The sequence below is a fragment of the Niveibacterium terrae genome, assembly GCF_048213115.1.
In the GTDB taxonomy this organism is placed as follows: domain Bacteria; phylum Pseudomonadota; class Gammaproteobacteria; order Burkholderiales; family Rhodocyclaceae; genus Niveibacterium; species Niveibacterium terrae.
Genome location: NZ_CP172404.1, coordinates 1,132,259 through 1,145,577, shown reverse-complemented (window position 1 = coordinate 1,145,577; position 13,319 = coordinate 1,132,259). Strand labels below are relative to the sequence as shown.

Genomic DNA, 13,319 nt, shown 5'->3' with positions numbered 1-13,319 from the left:
CCCGCAGCCTGGGATGCGGACTTCCCCGCGCCTTTGCCACCAAGGCAAGAAACGCTCTTGAATCCTAGACGCTGGGGCGAAGGCAAGCGCGTCATCTATGCTGGATACGGGTCCGCTCAAGCTCATCCCCGCAGCGCGGGCAGCCCCGGCACTTTCCGGAGGGCGTGATGCCCCGCTTCCCGCCGTCGATGCTGTCCGCACTGCTGATGCTGGTCTCGCCCCCGAGCCTGGCGGCCGGCTCCGCCGACCCTTTTGATACCGAGGCGCTGCATCAGGCAAATGCGAGCGGCAGCTTCCATCTCGCGTGCGGCGCGAAGCTGGGCAGCTCGCCGCAAAGCCTCGCCGAAGTCGTCGACTACGCGCTGTGCAACAACCCGCAGACCCGCCTGGCCTGGGCCTATGCCCGCGCCCAGGCCGCCCAGGTCGGCCTCGCCCGCAGCGCCACCCTGCCCGAACTCGATGCCAGCGTTGAGCGCAGCCGCACCGCGAGCAGCCCCGGTTCGTCCTATAGCCAGAGCACGGCCAGCCTCTCCGCGAGCTTGCTGATCTACGACTTCGGCGCGCGCGCGGCGACACAGGAGAGCGCCCGACAGATGATGGCCGCGTTGAACGCGAGCCAGGATGCGAGCCTGCAGACGGCCTTTTTCGCTGCGGTCCAGGCCTACTACCAATGGCATGCGCTGGACGCCAGCGTCGCAGCGGCCCGGATGGCCGAAACCGCGAGCGAAGCGAGCTTCAAGGCCGCCCAGGCCCGCTACCGGATAGGCACCGGCACGCCGGCGGATGCGCTGCAGGCGCAAACGGCCGCCTCCCAGGCGAGGCTCGCCCTGATCCAGGCCGAAGGCTCGGCGCGCAGCGCGCTGGGCACGCTGGCCAACGCGATGGGGCTGGACGCCCAGCAGGCTCCCGCCTTGGCCCCGCCCCCGGACAAGGAGCCCGAAAGCGGTTTCGAGAGCCGAGTCGACGCGCTGATCACCGCCGCCCAGCAAAGGCGCCCGGATCTCGTCGCCGCCCGGGCCCAGCTCCACGCCGCCCAGGCAGAGCGTGACGTCGCCCGCGCCTCGGCGATGCCCAGCCTGTCGCTGGCGGCGGGCACGAGCTTCATCGATCATTCACAGTCCGGGGAGCGCCGCGGCAACAGCCTGGCTCTGAGCCTGTCGATTCCGCTCTTCACCGGCTTCGCGACGACTTACCGCGTGCGCGGCGCCGAAGCCCAGATCGAAGCGAAAACCGCACTGCGCGAGCAGCTCGCCCAACAGGTCTCGCTCGATGTCTGGCGCAGCTACCACGCCCTGACAACGAGCATCGCGGCGGTCCGCGCCAGTGCGGATCTGCTGGCCAGCTCCGCAGCCTCGGAGAAGGTGGCAATGGGGCGCTACAGGGCGGGAGTCGGCAACATCATCGAGTTGCTCAATGCCCAGAGCGCGCTGGCCAGCGCGCGCCAGCAACGCATCCTCGCCCTCTACAACTGGCGCATCGCCAAGGCCGCCCTGGCCCTGGCGATGCGCCAGCTGGACTTCGCCCAGATCGATGGAGAAGGAGGCCAGCGATGAAGCCGGGCAGACTCCTGTTCAACAGATATTCGCTGCTCGCCGCGCTGTTGCTCACCGCAGCGCTCGCCCTGCTCTACTGGGCTCACACGAGAGCGCCCGACGCCGAAACGCGCTACCGGACGATGGCGGTCACGCGCGGCGAGCTGACCCAGCTGGCCTCCGCGAACGGAACCCTGAATCCGGTCGTGCTGGTCAATGTCGGCACCCAGGTCTCGGGCACCGTCAAAAAGTGGTTCGTCGACTTCAACGACCATGTCGTCCAGGGCCAGAAGCTGCTCGAACTCGACCCGGCGATCTATCAAGCCCAGGTCGAGCAGAGCCTGGCCAATCAGGCCAACGCGAACTCACAGCTGAAACTGGCCGCGGCGAACGAGGCGCGCGCCCGCGCGCTTTTCCAGCTCGAGTACATCTCGCGACAGGAACTCGATGTCGCGGTTCAGGCCCACGATGCGGCCAAGGCCCAGTTGGCGCTGGTTCGTGCCCAGCTGACCCGCGACCGCACCAACCTCGGCTATTCGGTGATCCGCTCGCCGGTGACCGGAGTCGTCGTCTCGCGCGAAGTCGATGTCGGCCAGACCGTCGCCGCCAGCCTGCAAACGCCCACGCTGTTCAGGATCGCCCAAGATCTGGCCAGGATGCAGATCGATTCGAGCTATGCGGAAGCCGACATCGGCAGCATCAAACTCGGCCAGCGCGCCGACTTCCGCGTCGATGCCTTTCCGTCGCGCAGCTTCCGCGGCATCGTCAAACAGGTCAGGCTCAACCCGACAACCCAACAGAACGTCGTCACCTACGATGTCGTGATCGCCGTCGACAACCCCGAGCTAATCCTGATGCCGGGCATGACGGCCTATGTGAACATCCTCGTCGCCCAGCGCAGAGGCGCGCTTCTGGTTCCCAATGCCGCGCTGCGCCTGCGCCTCGCCGAGACCCGGCCGGCGCGAAGCGCATCCCCCTCGCCACCCAACGGGGACTCAGCCAGACGCGAAGGCAATCGCGGCACCGTGTACGTGCTCGATCAGGGCACACCGAAGCCCGTGCGGATCACGGTGGGCATCACCGACAACCGGATGAGCGAAGTCCTCTCGGGCGGACTGAAAGAGAACGACGCGGTGATCGTCGAGGACAGGCAACCACCCGCCAAGCCCACTACCACCGGCCCGAGGCTGTTCTGATGAGCGAGGCGATCATCCGCATCGAGCATCTGGACAAGGAATACGCGACCGAAGCGGGGCCGGTTCCGGTGCTCAGGGATATCTCGGTCAGCGTCGCCCCCGGTGAATTCGTCGCGATCATGGGGCCGTCCGGTTCGGGAAAGTCCACGTTCATGAACATCCTCGGCTGCCTCGATGTCGCGACCCACGGCCTCTACCGGCTCGATGGCCGGGACGTCGGCACGCTCAGTCGTGACGAGCTCGCCCGGCTGCGCAACCAGGTGATCGGTTTCGTGTTCCAGGGCTTCAACCTGTTGCCACGCGCGAGCCTCGCCGAAAACGTCGCGCTCCCGTTGATCTACCGTGGAACGCCGCGCGGCGAACGAGGCGCGCGCGCCAGCACGATGCTCGCGTCGCTGGGTCTGGGCAGCCTGATCCACTCCCGCCCCAACCAGATCTCGGGCGGCCAGCAGCAGCGCGTCGCGATCGCGCGGGCGCTGATCAACGAGCCCAGGCTGATCCTCGCCGATGAACCGACCGGCAATCTCGACACGGCGACCAGCCACGAGATCATGGCGCTGTTCACCGAACTCAACAGTACGCGCGGCATCACGATCGTCCTCGTCACGCACGAGCCGGACATCGCGGCCTTCGCCCACCGTCTGGTACGCCTCGCCGACGGCGCCATCCACTACGATGGGCCGATCCAGGCGAGCTCCGCCCAGGTCCTGCGATGAACTCCGCGATGCTCGCCGAAGCCTGGCAGGCAATCGGCGCCAACCGGCTGCGCACCGCGCTGACGATGCTGGGCATGGTCATCGGCGTCGGCGCGGTGATATTGATGCTCGCCGTCGGCCAGGGCGCCCAGCAGCAAGTAGAAGCCTCGATCGCCTCGATGGGCAGCAACCTGTTCATCGTGCTCTCCGGCTCGACGACTTCGGGCGGGTTGAGGATGGGCGGCGGCGCCGCGCCGACGCTGACGCTGGCCGATGCGCAGAGCATCGCGGAGCTGCCTTCGGTCAGCGCGGCCTCCCCGGCCACCCCGGGGACCGCACAGATGGTCTACGGACCCAACAACTGGAGCACCCAGATCTTCGGCACGACGCCGAACTATCTCGGCTTGCGCGACTGGAAGCTCGCCGCCGGCTTTGCGTTCTCCGCTTCGGACATCCGCTCCGCGACCCGGGTCGCCTTGCTGGGCAGGACCGTCGTCGAGAACCTGTTCGGGGATGAAGATCCGGTCGGCAAGACCCTGAGGATACGCAACAGCCCCTATCTCGTGCTCGGCGTGCTGGAGCGCAAGGGGCAGAGTCTGGACGGACGCGATCAGGACGACACGGTGCTGATCCCGATCACCACCGCGCAGCGAAAGCTCTTCGGCACCCGCTTTGTCGGCACGGTGCGCTTCATCATGGTTCAGGCCGAATCCGCCGAGGCGATGCCCGCGGTCGAAAGTGCGATGAACGAACTGCTGCGCCAGCGCCACCGCCTCCGCGAAGGCAGCGAAAACGACTTCACGGTGCGCAACCTCAGCGCGGTCGCACAGACCGCGGCCGAGACCGCGCGGGTGATGTCGCTGATGCTGGGCGCGATAGCCTCGGTCTCGCTCGTCGTCGGCGGCATAGGCATCATGAACATCATGCTCGTCTCGGTCACCGAGCGGACGCGCGAGATCGGCATCCGGATGGCGATCGGCGCGCGCGGCAAGGACATCCTGCTTCAGTTCCTGCTCGAAGCGATCATCATCTCGGTGATCGGCTGCCTGATCGGCGTCACCCTCGGAGTGAGCACGGCGCTGGCGATGAAAGCGCTCAGCGGCATGGCCATCGTCATCACCGCGGCGTCGATAATCACCGCCTTCGCGGTGGCCGCAGCGGTCGGCATCTTCTTCGGCTGGTATCCGGCGAAGAAGGCTGCGGCGATGAAACCGATCGACGCGCTGCGCGCGCAGTGAATGCCCCGTCCGCCGGCACACCTGACGAGATCGTTGCCGCAGCCAAGGCCCGGGATAGGCAAGGCGGGGCAGAAAAAGTGTGTCGTCGAGCCCTTCTCAAACTATGCTTTTCGAGTGGCCAGGATCCCGGATCTGTGCAACGGAGATGATCGCCGCCCTCCCCCCTCATCCCTGCTCACGCTCGCCCAGGAAGCGCACCTGACGAACTGGATTCTCGACCGAGAGCCGAACCGTTGATGCCCGGATCACGCCGCGCATGACCCGGGAACAGGAGGTGCCCGATGACCCGCAGTTACCAGATTCGCGGCAGCGAACAGCTCGCCAGCCCCCCTCCCCGGACCACAGAGATCACCATCTCGACGCAGCAGCGAATCTTGCCCGGAGCGGGACGCGAGGCGGGGGTCGGCGAGATCACGGCGACCAGCGATCAGGTGGTACGGCTTGAGCTTGAGAATGGCTTCGTACTCTGGACGCGCATCGATGATCTGATCCGCGAAAAGGGTCGGGAAGCCCTGGGGCGCGATGGCGGCCAGGCGTGGGAGATCGTCTCTGAGCCCGCGATGGCCGGCGCCCGGGGGGAGCGAGGCTGGCTTGGACTGGGCATCAAGGCGCTGGAATTCTTCGGGGTCGATCTGCAGGGCAAGGCCGCGGGCGCGCTCGGCCATGTGCTCGAAGAAAAACTGCTCGGCAACGCGCCTGGGCTCTATCGCTGTTCGCTGGACGACAGCCTGAAACTCACGGCCGTAAAGGAAGCAGCTCTGCCCGCCAGCGCGGATCCCGTTCTGGTGTTTCTGCACGGAACGGCATCCAGCTTCGCGGGGAGCTTCGGCAAGCTGTGGGAAACCCCGCACGGCGCCGCGGCGCGAAGCGCGCTGAAGGCGCGTTATGGCGAGCGCGTCTATGCGCTGGAACATCGCTCGCTGACGGTGAGCCCGATCCAGAACGCGCTGGATCTGGTCAACAGCCTGCCCAAAGGCACCGAGCTGCATCTGGTTTCGCACTCCCGAGGCGGCCTGATCGGGGAGCTTCTGTGCCTGGCCGAGCGCAACAAAACGGACGCGCCGTTGAACGCCGGACAGATCGAGGATCTGTTTGCGGCCGATCGGACGATCGCCAAAGATCTGGGCCTGTGCCCCTTGCAGCAGGATGCAGCCAAAGAGCGCGATGCCGCCTACGACGCGGATCGGGCAAGGCTGCTCGAGCTGCTCGAACTGCTCGAGCAGCGCCAGCTGAAAGTGCGCCGCTTCGTCCGCGTGGCTTGCCCGGCCCTCGGAACCACTCTGGCTTCTGGCCGGCTGGATCGCTGGCTTTCGGTGCTCAATCACCTGACCGGAAACAGTCTGGTCAATGACGCGGCCGATTTCATGCTCGCCGTGGTCAAGGAGCGCACCGATCCGCGCACGCTGCCGGGGCTCGAAGCAATGATGCCCGGCTCGGCACTGACCCACATGATGCAACTCCCCGGCCTCGTCAGCACCGCGGATCTGAGCGTGATTGCAGGCGATATCGAGGGCGATTCGTTATGGGGCCAGATCAAACTTCTGGCGGCGGATTGGTTTTTTGGCTCCGACCACGATCTGGTGGTCAATACCCGCTCGATGTACGGCGGAATACGTCGCCCGGAGGCCCGCTTTCAGTTCGCTCAAGGCCCGGGGGTGTGCCACTTCAACTACTTCAGCAACAAGGAGAGCGTGGGCTGGTTGGTGGCGGGCCTGACGCGGGCCGATGGCAGCGACGGCGGCTTCAAACCCATCCTTCAGGCAAAGAAGGAAGAGCCCCATTACATCGAGGCGATGCGGCGCAGCCGCAGCGTCAGCATTCCGCGACCGCTCGCCGTGCTCCTTCCCGGCACCATGGGCAGCGCCCTCAATGCCGGCGACGACACGGTATGGCTCAGATACTTCGCACTGCTCAAAGGGGGGCTGGCGCGCTTGAGGATGGGCAAGCCGGACATCAGGCCGACCGACATCCTCGGTAACTTCTATGGCCCATTGATCGAGTTTCTGACGCGCAGCCACCGTGTCGAGGTATTCCCCTACGACTGGCGTCTGTCGGTGCGCGAAGCCGCGGTCAAACTGGCGGACAGCCTGGAGAACTGGCTGCCCGAATTCGAACGCAGCGGACAGCCGGTGCACCTGGTGGCCCATTCGATGGGCGGACTCGTGGTTCGCGCGATGATCGCCGATGGCGGTCGGGGTGCGGCCTTGTGGCGGCGCATCATCGCTCTGCCCAACAGCCGCTTCATGATGCTGGGCACGCCCAATCTGGGCTCGCACGAGGCCGTCAGGTGGCTGACCGGACACAACCCGACCCTGGCGAAAATCAGCCTGCTCGATCTGGCCCATGACACGGATCAGATCATCGACATCGTCAACCGTTTCCCCGGCTTGCTGGAGTTGCTGCCTTTCGACCCGAACGGCCCTGACTTTTCCCGTTTGACACTCTGGAACGAACTCAAAGGAAAACTGGCGGCGCACTGGAGTACCGCGGACGCCGACGCGCTGGGCCACGCGCAATCCACCTGGGATCTGCTCAGACAGGCAGCCCCCGATCCCAAGCACATGGTCTATGTGGCCGGAAGTCAGAGGGCGACGGTCGTCGACTACCGGATCGAGGAATACGAGGAGCCCTGGCTGGCCGGACAAAATCGTCTGGCGTTCATTGCCAGCGGTGAAGGCGACGGCACCGTGAGCTGGAAATCGGGCCGACTGCCCGACGTGCCGACCTGGTACGTCGAAGACACGGCCCACGACGAGCTGTGTACGAACAAGCAGGCCTTCCCCGGCATCCTCGACCTGTTGATGACCGGCACAACGACACGCCTTGCCAACACCGCACCGGCAGGAGCCCGCGCGGAGGCCCCCGTGCGCTTCCTCTTGCCGGCACTACCGCCCTGCGACGGCCTCCCCGACGAAGAGAGCTTGAGCGATTTCGGTTTCGGAATCTCCCGCCCCGTCAGCAAGACGTCGAGCGGCAGGGATATGCCGCTCATCGAAATCACTCTGACTCATGGTGATCTGGCCTATGCGCGCTATCCGGTCATCGTCGGGCATTACCTCGGCGACTCCATCATCAGCGCCGAAAGTTCGCTGGATGCCCGACTCGGGAAGGCTCTATCCCGCCGCTCACGCCTGGGTCTGTACCCGGAACGCCTTGGCAGCCACGCGCTGTTTTTCCAGGAAAAAGCCGGCGCCACCCCGGCCGGTGCGGTGGTCATCGGGCTGGGACAGGTCGGAGAACTGAGTCCGGCCCTGCTGAGCAAGAGCATTCGCGACGCGATGCTCAATTACGCGCAGCGCGTCGCCCAGTGGCCGGACGAGCGTTTCGGCCCCGCGAATCAGGTGCGCTCGGCCGCATTGAGTTGCCTGCTGGTCGGAGCCGGATCGAGCGCCGGCGGCGTATCGGTGCGCGACTCGATCGAGGCCATCCTGGAGGCCGCGGTGGCGGCCAACAAGAAGCTCGAAGACGCGGAGCTCGATGGCAAGGTGATCATCGACCGCATCGAGTTCGTCGAACTGTACGAAGACATCGCGATTGCGGCGGCCGAAGCGCTGGACAAAGTGCTCAAGGACAGCCAGCTCGCCTTAAGGCTTGTCTGGCCATCCGGGACGATCGCGGCAGGGCAAGGCTCGCTGAGCCGTGTTCGCGGTGACGATGCTCCGGGCTGGTGGCAGCGCCTGGAGATCATCGAGGATGAGGCGACCGAAACATTGAGGTTCATCGCGACGACGGATCGCGCCCGCGCGGAGGAAACGCTGGCGACAGGCCAGCTGCGCCTGGCTGACGGCTTCATCCGCCAGGCATCGCAATCGGCAAGCGCCAACACGGAGGTCACCAAGACTCTGTATGAAATGCTGCTGCCCAATCGCCTGAAGGAGCTCGCCCAGAAAGATGAGCCGAGGGTTTTGCTGGTCGACGCGGTGTCAGCCCGCTATCCGTGGGAGCTGATTGAAGACCGCTGGAGTGAGGGGAGCCTCCCTCCGGCCATTGCGGCCGGCCTGGTGCGTCAGCTCAAGACGCCGAATTTCCGGCCCCATCCCGCCCACGCCACCGAGCCCAATGCCTTTGTGGTCGGCAATCCCGATCTTTCCGGTTGGGATCTGTTCGGCGATCTGCCCGGTGCCCGGCACGAAGCCCAGAAGGTATCCAGCCTGCTCAGCGCCAAGGGCTTCGCGACGCTCGAGTGTATTGACGGCAAGGCCGACGCAATTCTGGCCGGTCTGCACAACAAGGCCTGGCGCATCCTTCACCTGGCAGGACACGGCGAGCACGAGTTCGAGCTCAAAGCCGAGGATTCGGATAAGCCCGTCTCAAACAAGGTAGTTTCCAAGCGCGTGTCCGGCATGGTGATCGGCAAGAATACATTCCTGACTCCCGGTGATGTCGAACAGATGCGCTGGGTGCCGGAACTGGTGTTCCTCAACTGCTGCCACCTCGGCAAGACATTGAGCAAAACGGCCCGCGAGGGTCAGCTCAATACCCTCGCCGCGAATCTGGCCGTGCAGTTCATCAACATGGGCGTCAAAGCGGTTGTCGCGGCGGGCTGGGCCGTGGACGACGCGGCGGGCGAAGCCTTCGCGGCGAGCTTCTACTGCCATCTTCTCGATGGCGAAAGCTTCGGCGAAGCTGTCCTCGCGGCCAGAAAAGAAATCTGGATGCGCTTCCCGAACGTCAATACCTGGGGAGCCTACCAGTGCTATGGCGACCCCGGCTATCGCCTGCGCGGAGACGGCAACGACGCGAAACGGCTCCCGTCCAAAACCTACCACGCTCCAGTGGAATTCGTCTCCGACATCCGCAATTACACCGAGTGGATTCGCCGGCGGGTACGCGAAGAAAACGGCAGCCGGGAAGAGCTGGAAGGCCTGCGGGCCGGTCTCGTTGAAAAGCTCGGCGGGATCCCTTCCCGGGAGAGAGCGCAATGGCTTTGCCGCGCCGACGTGGCCGCCGTGCTGGGTTTCGCCTGGGGAGAAACCCGCGAATGGGCGGAAGCGGTGAATTGGCTGGAAACAGCCCTGTCGGCGAAGACGGCCGACTGTCCGGTGCGCGCACTCGAGCAATGCGCGATTTTCCATGTGCAGCTTGCGGCCCAGCATTGGTCCGAGTTGCGCGCATCGGCGAGCGCATCCGCTACCGAGGCGGGCCGTGCGGTCGTGATCTCGGAAATAGAGCACGCCATCGATGAACTCGACCCGATCAACCTGCACGCGCCAAGCCCGGAACGTTTGAACCAGCTGGGGGAAGCCTGCAAATATCTCGCCTGGGTTCAAGCCTCCGCGCCAAAACGCCAGGAAGCCTTGGCCAACATGGCCGGCTATTACGGGAAATCCTGCGAATTGAGCGGCTGGTCAGACCCTTGCGCCTTTTCGAACTGGGCGATCGCGCGAGTCCTGAGCTGGAGGTCCGAGATGAGCCCCGACGAAGCCTGGCGGAGGACGCTGGCCGACGACTGCCAGCGCATGATCGCCGAGGCCAAGAACCGTGACGTCCAGAGGCCCAACTTCGCGGATCGCATGACCGAGCCCAACTGCGAACTGGTTCTGCTTCTTGCCCAGGACGCTCCCGATGCGGATGCCTCCACAACCGCAGTCACGCACATCGCCGAACTCTACCGGGCGGCGATGCAGCGCGATGCCGGCCCCCGTGAGCATTGCTCGGTGCTCGAACATCTGGATTTCGTCCGCGAGATGGTCGGCACGCTCGATGGAGTCGCGGAAAAGGACAAACCCCTGATCAACGCGCTCGCCACGCTGCGCGCAGCGCTCTGAGCGCATTCATGCGGAGTGATCACGATGACTGACCTCACCCGGACGAAACTGGAATCGCTCAGCCTCCAGAAGCTGGACCCTCTTGACCTGATCGCCCCCAACTTCCGTGTCTATGAGCTCACGCGCTCTGAGCTCGCCAGCCGGGCTGGAGTGGATAACCGCTTTCCCGGCGATAAAGAGTTGCAGGCAGCGGTCAACCTGGCCCGCAAGGTATTGCAGCCTCTCCGGGCTGCCTTCGGACCATTTACACCCAACAGCGTGTATCGCAGCCAGGAGCTGGAGCGCGCGTTAAAACACAAGCCAAAGAGCTGGTTGAGCACCAGCCAGCACACCCAGGGCTGCGCCTGCGACGTGGAAATCGTCGGCAAGAGCACGCTGGAGTTGGCCCAGTGGGCGGCTGACAACTTGCCCGAATTCGATCAGATCATCTGCGAGTGCTTCGACCCTAGCGAGGGACCGAATTCGGGTTGGGTGCACATCTCGCTCAAACTCCCGCAGCAGGGAATCAATCGAAAACAGCTCTTGAGCTATGTGCGCGATGCCAAGTCCGGGAAATGGATCTATGTGCAGGGGCTGCGCGCCGCGGCCCAATAGCTCTGCCGCGCGCGCAAACCCGCAGGAACTAGTGGATCAACTGGCCGTTCGCGCCAACGACGCTCAGACCCGCATAGTCGGAACCGTTGTGGGTGCGTTTGTCGAAGTTGATCACGAATCCACCCAGATCGACCGGACCCAGCTTGGCCAGAGCCGCGGAGACCGACTTGGCCGTCAGCGGCTTGTCCGCCTTGTGCATCGCCAGCACGAGGACCTTCGCGTTGACATAGCCCTGCATGCTGAAATAGGACGGCTTGGCACCCGGCACATACTTGCTCAGCGCCTTCCGGTATTCGCGGACGATGGGCTTGGAATCGCTGAACGGGAACGGGGCAACCTGGGAGAAGCCGATTCCGCGCGCCGCCTTTGGCCCCAGGGCCTTGACGACCAGCTCGTGATCGACGACGGAGATCGCATAGATCGGCGTGGCCGGAGAGAGCTCGCGCAGGCGCTTGATGAACAGGTAGGCCGGCGCGTTCGAAGCGATGACGACGACCGCGTTGAGCTTCGCGTTCGTCAACGCCTGGACGGACTTGTCGATGCTCGGCTGAGTCGGGTTCGCGCCATAGATCTCTACGGCGGCTGGCTTGGAGCCCAGCGAAGCGAGGGCCTTGGTCGCCGCGGCCATGCCGGACCGACCGAAGGCATCGGCCGGATGGAACACTCCGATCCGCTTCATGCCCATCGTGTTGATCTGCTGGATCAGCTTCTCGATCTCTTTCTGAAAACTGATTCGCGTGTGATAGATGTTCGGGACGCCCTGTATTTCTTCGGCGCCCGACAGGGTTCCAACCAGCGAGACACCGGACTTCGCCAGCAGCCCCGACTTCGCCAGCGCGAGCGTCGTCTCGGTCCCCCGGTAGGAGGTCAGCGCGACGAGGTTCGGCATCTGCAGCAGCTTCGCAGTGAGCTTGACGGTCTCGGCAGGGCTGTAGTGATCGTCCTCACTGACGAGTTTGAGCTTCTGCCCCTTGATCCCCCCCGACGCGTTCACCTGCGCGAAGCAGGCCTCGACGCCTTGACGCATCCCCTGCCCCAGCTCCGCCCCCCCCTGGCCCGACAGCAGAGCCACCTGGCCGACGACGACGTCGGCCGCCTGGACCGCGGTAGAGGCAATGAGCGCCGAGACGAGACAAACACCGAGTTTTCCGAGCATGGATGGCAAATTCCTGTTCAAAGTGGGGGTAGGCATCGCCGGGGTCACCGGATAATGCCGTGGACATTATGCCATCAGCAAACGTCGCTCCCCACCCCGCCACGTTCGCTTTCAAAAGTTTGCAATCGTCATCTCGACGCTGACAAGCGGGGATGCTCAGCTCCCGTGAAATTGCGCACTGCCGGGCCCGCGGACCGTTTCCGCGGGGTGCGCAAAGTGGCACACTCGTGCTGCGTGGCGGAAAGGCGCCAGAAAACCACCGGAGGGAGCCCGCAAAAGCTTCCTGCGGGATCCGCCAACATCAGGAGTTCTCTTGAAGAGAACAAGGACGACGCCATCCGGAAGAAATGCCTCCTTCTGTCAGAGACCGGAATTACATGAACCCATTCAAGAGAATTGCGATTGCCGTGCTATCTGCGTTTGGCCTTGCCGTACACGCACAGACCGAAAGTCCTCAGAAATCTGGTGCCGACGTCATGCGCGAACTGAGGCTCCGCGCCTTGTCAGCCCCTGCGGAACATTTTGGCATTTCCCCCTCCAGAGACTTTCCCCGCACCTATGCCGTTCTGATTGATTTTCCAATCAATGATCAAACAGCAACAATTGTGTCGTTCAGCGATGGCAGTTCAAGCCTTTACACCACATCAACGTTCGGAATAATTGGCGGCGGCGCACACGAGAAGGTCAAGCTTGCTTCGCAACGGCTGATTGTTGCCGCCGACGAATTCTTCGAAAGAGCAGAACCGACCGAAGAGTATCCCTATCCCGGAAAGGGAAAGGTGTGCTTCTACCTGGTTACATTCCAGGGGGTTCGGGTGCTCGAAACCGCTCTTTCCGATATCGAGTCAGCACAGAGCGAGCTCTCTTCGCTGTTCTGGGCGGGCCAGGAAGTATTGACTCAACTCCGTCTATCCACGGAGAAGCGGTAAAAAGCAGCCACCGGGTATTGACTCGCGTCGAAAGGGCCGAGTGTTCGTCAGGAAGTGACGTCCTCTGACTCGTTTCCTGGAAAAGCAAAAGGCCAATCCTTGTGGATTGGCCTTTTGCTTGAATGATGGGGCGACATACCGGGATCGAACCGGTGACACCTGGAATCACAATCCAGTGCTCTACCAACTGAGCTAATGCCGCCACTGAAAT

Annotated in this window: 8 protein-coding genes and 1 tRNA gene; 7 read left to right on the top strand and 2 right to left on the bottom strand. The window is 64.1% G+C overall.

The window, feature by feature from the left end; all coding sequences use genetic code 11:
• The first annotated feature begins 167 nt into the window (after positions 1 to 167).
• The 6 genes from ACHFB9_RS05170 (at position 168) to ACHFB9_RS05145 (ending at position 11,023) form a co-directional block, all read left to right on the top strand.
• Complete coding sequence (locus ACHFB9_RS05170) at positions 168 to 1,553, top strand: TolC family protein (RefSeq protein ID WP_417069922.1); 1,386 nt, start codon at positions 168 to 170, stop codon at positions 1,551 to 1,553.
• Complete coding sequence (locus tag ACHFB9_RS05165) at positions 1,550 to 2,728, top strand: efflux RND transporter periplasmic adaptor subunit (protein WP_417069920.1); 1,179 nt, start codon at positions 1,550 to 1,552, stop codon at positions 2,726 to 2,728. Before ACHFB9_RS05170 ends, ACHFB9_RS05165 begins: the two co-directional genes overlap by 4 nt.
• On the top strand, positions 2,728 to 3,444 hold the full coding sequence (locus ACHFB9_RS05160; protein WP_417069918.1) for an ABC transporter ATP-binding protein: 717 nt from the start codon (positions 2,728 to 2,730) through the stop codon (positions 3,442 to 3,444). The genes ACHFB9_RS05165 and ACHFB9_RS05160 overlap by 1 nt, the downstream gene beginning before the upstream one ends.
• Positions 3,441 to 4,661, top strand: coding sequence for an ABC transporter permease (locus ACHFB9_RS05155; RefSeq protein ID WP_417069916.1), 1,221 nt, complete (start codon positions 3,441 to 3,443; stop codon positions 4,659 to 4,661). The genes ACHFB9_RS05160 and ACHFB9_RS05155 overlap by 4 nt, the downstream gene beginning before the upstream one ends.
• 281 nt (positions 4,662 to 4,942) lie before the next feature.
• Positions 4,943 to 10,429 (top strand): CHAT domain-containing protein, encoded by a 5,487-nt coding sequence (locus ACHFB9_RS05150; protein WP_417069914.1) that lies wholly within the window; start codon positions 4,943 to 4,945, stop codon positions 10,427 to 10,429.
• 24 nt (positions 10,430 to 10,453) lie between these two features.
• Positions 10,454 to 11,023: a D-Ala-D-Ala carboxypeptidase family metallohydrolase gene (locus ACHFB9_RS05145; protein WP_417069912.1), complete on the top strand. Its 570-nt coding sequence runs from the start codon at positions 10,454 to 10,456 to the stop codon at positions 11,021 to 11,023.
• Between the two features lie 28 nt (positions 11,024 to 11,051).
• Here the strand turns inward: ACHFB9_RS05145 and ACHFB9_RS05140 are convergent, their stop codons facing one another.
• On the bottom strand, positions 11,052 to 12,179 hold the full coding sequence (locus ACHFB9_RS05140; RefSeq protein WP_417069910.1) for an ABC transporter substrate-binding protein: 1,128 nt from the start codon (positions 12,177 to 12,179) through the stop codon (positions 11,052 to 11,054).
• Between the two features lie 377 nt (positions 12,180 to 12,556).
• Here ACHFB9_RS05140 and ACHFB9_RS05135 point away from each other — a divergent pair, with 377 nt between their 5' ends.
• Positions 12,557 to 13,108, top strand: coding sequence for a hypothetical protein (locus tag ACHFB9_RS05135; RefSeq protein WP_417069908.1), 552 nt, complete (start codon positions 12,557 to 12,559; stop codon positions 13,106 to 13,108).
• A gap of 126 nt (positions 13,109 to 13,234) precedes the next feature.
• Here the strand turns inward: ACHFB9_RS05135 and ACHFB9_RS05130 are convergent.
• A tRNA-His gene (locus tag ACHFB9_RS05130) sits at positions 13,235 to 13,310 on the bottom strand.
• Positions 13,311 to 13,319 lie beyond the last annotated feature (9 nt).

What these genes read in the sequence shown, in the direction of transcription:
- ACHFB9_RS05170 (WP_417069922.1), top strand. Translation starts at nt 168, where the DNA reads ATGCCCCGCTTCCCGCCGTCGATGCTGTCCGCACTGCTGATGCTGGTC.
- ACHFB9_RS05150 (WP_417069914.1), top strand. Translation starts at nt 4,943, where the DNA reads ATGACCCGCAGTTACCAGATTCGCGGCAGCGAACAGCTCGCCAGCCCC.
- ACHFB9_RS05140 (WP_417069910.1), bottom strand. Translation starts at nt 12,179, where the DNA reads ATGCTCGGAAAACTCGGTGTTTGTCTCGTCTCGGCGCTCATTGCCTCT.
- ACHFB9_RS05135 (WP_417069908.1), top strand. Translation starts at nt 12,557, where the DNA reads ATGAACCCATTCAAGAGAATTGCGATTGCCGTGCTATCTGCGTTTGGC.
- ACHFB9_RS05165 (WP_417069920.1), top strand. Translation starts at nt 1,550, where the DNA reads ATGAAGCCGGGCAGACTCCTGTTCAACAGATATTCGCTGCTCGCCGCG.
- ACHFB9_RS05155 (WP_417069916.1), top strand. Translation starts at nt 3,441, where the DNA reads ATGAACTCCGCGATGCTCGCCGAAGCCTGGCAGGCAATCGGCGCCAAC.
- ACHFB9_RS05145 (WP_417069912.1), top strand. Translation starts at nt 10,454, where the DNA reads ATGACTGACCTCACCCGGACGAAACTGGAATCGCTCAGCCTCCAGAAG.
- ACHFB9_RS05160 (WP_417069918.1), top strand. Translation starts at nt 2,728, where the DNA reads ATGAGCGAGGCGATCATCCGCATCGAGCATCTGGACAAGGAATACGCG.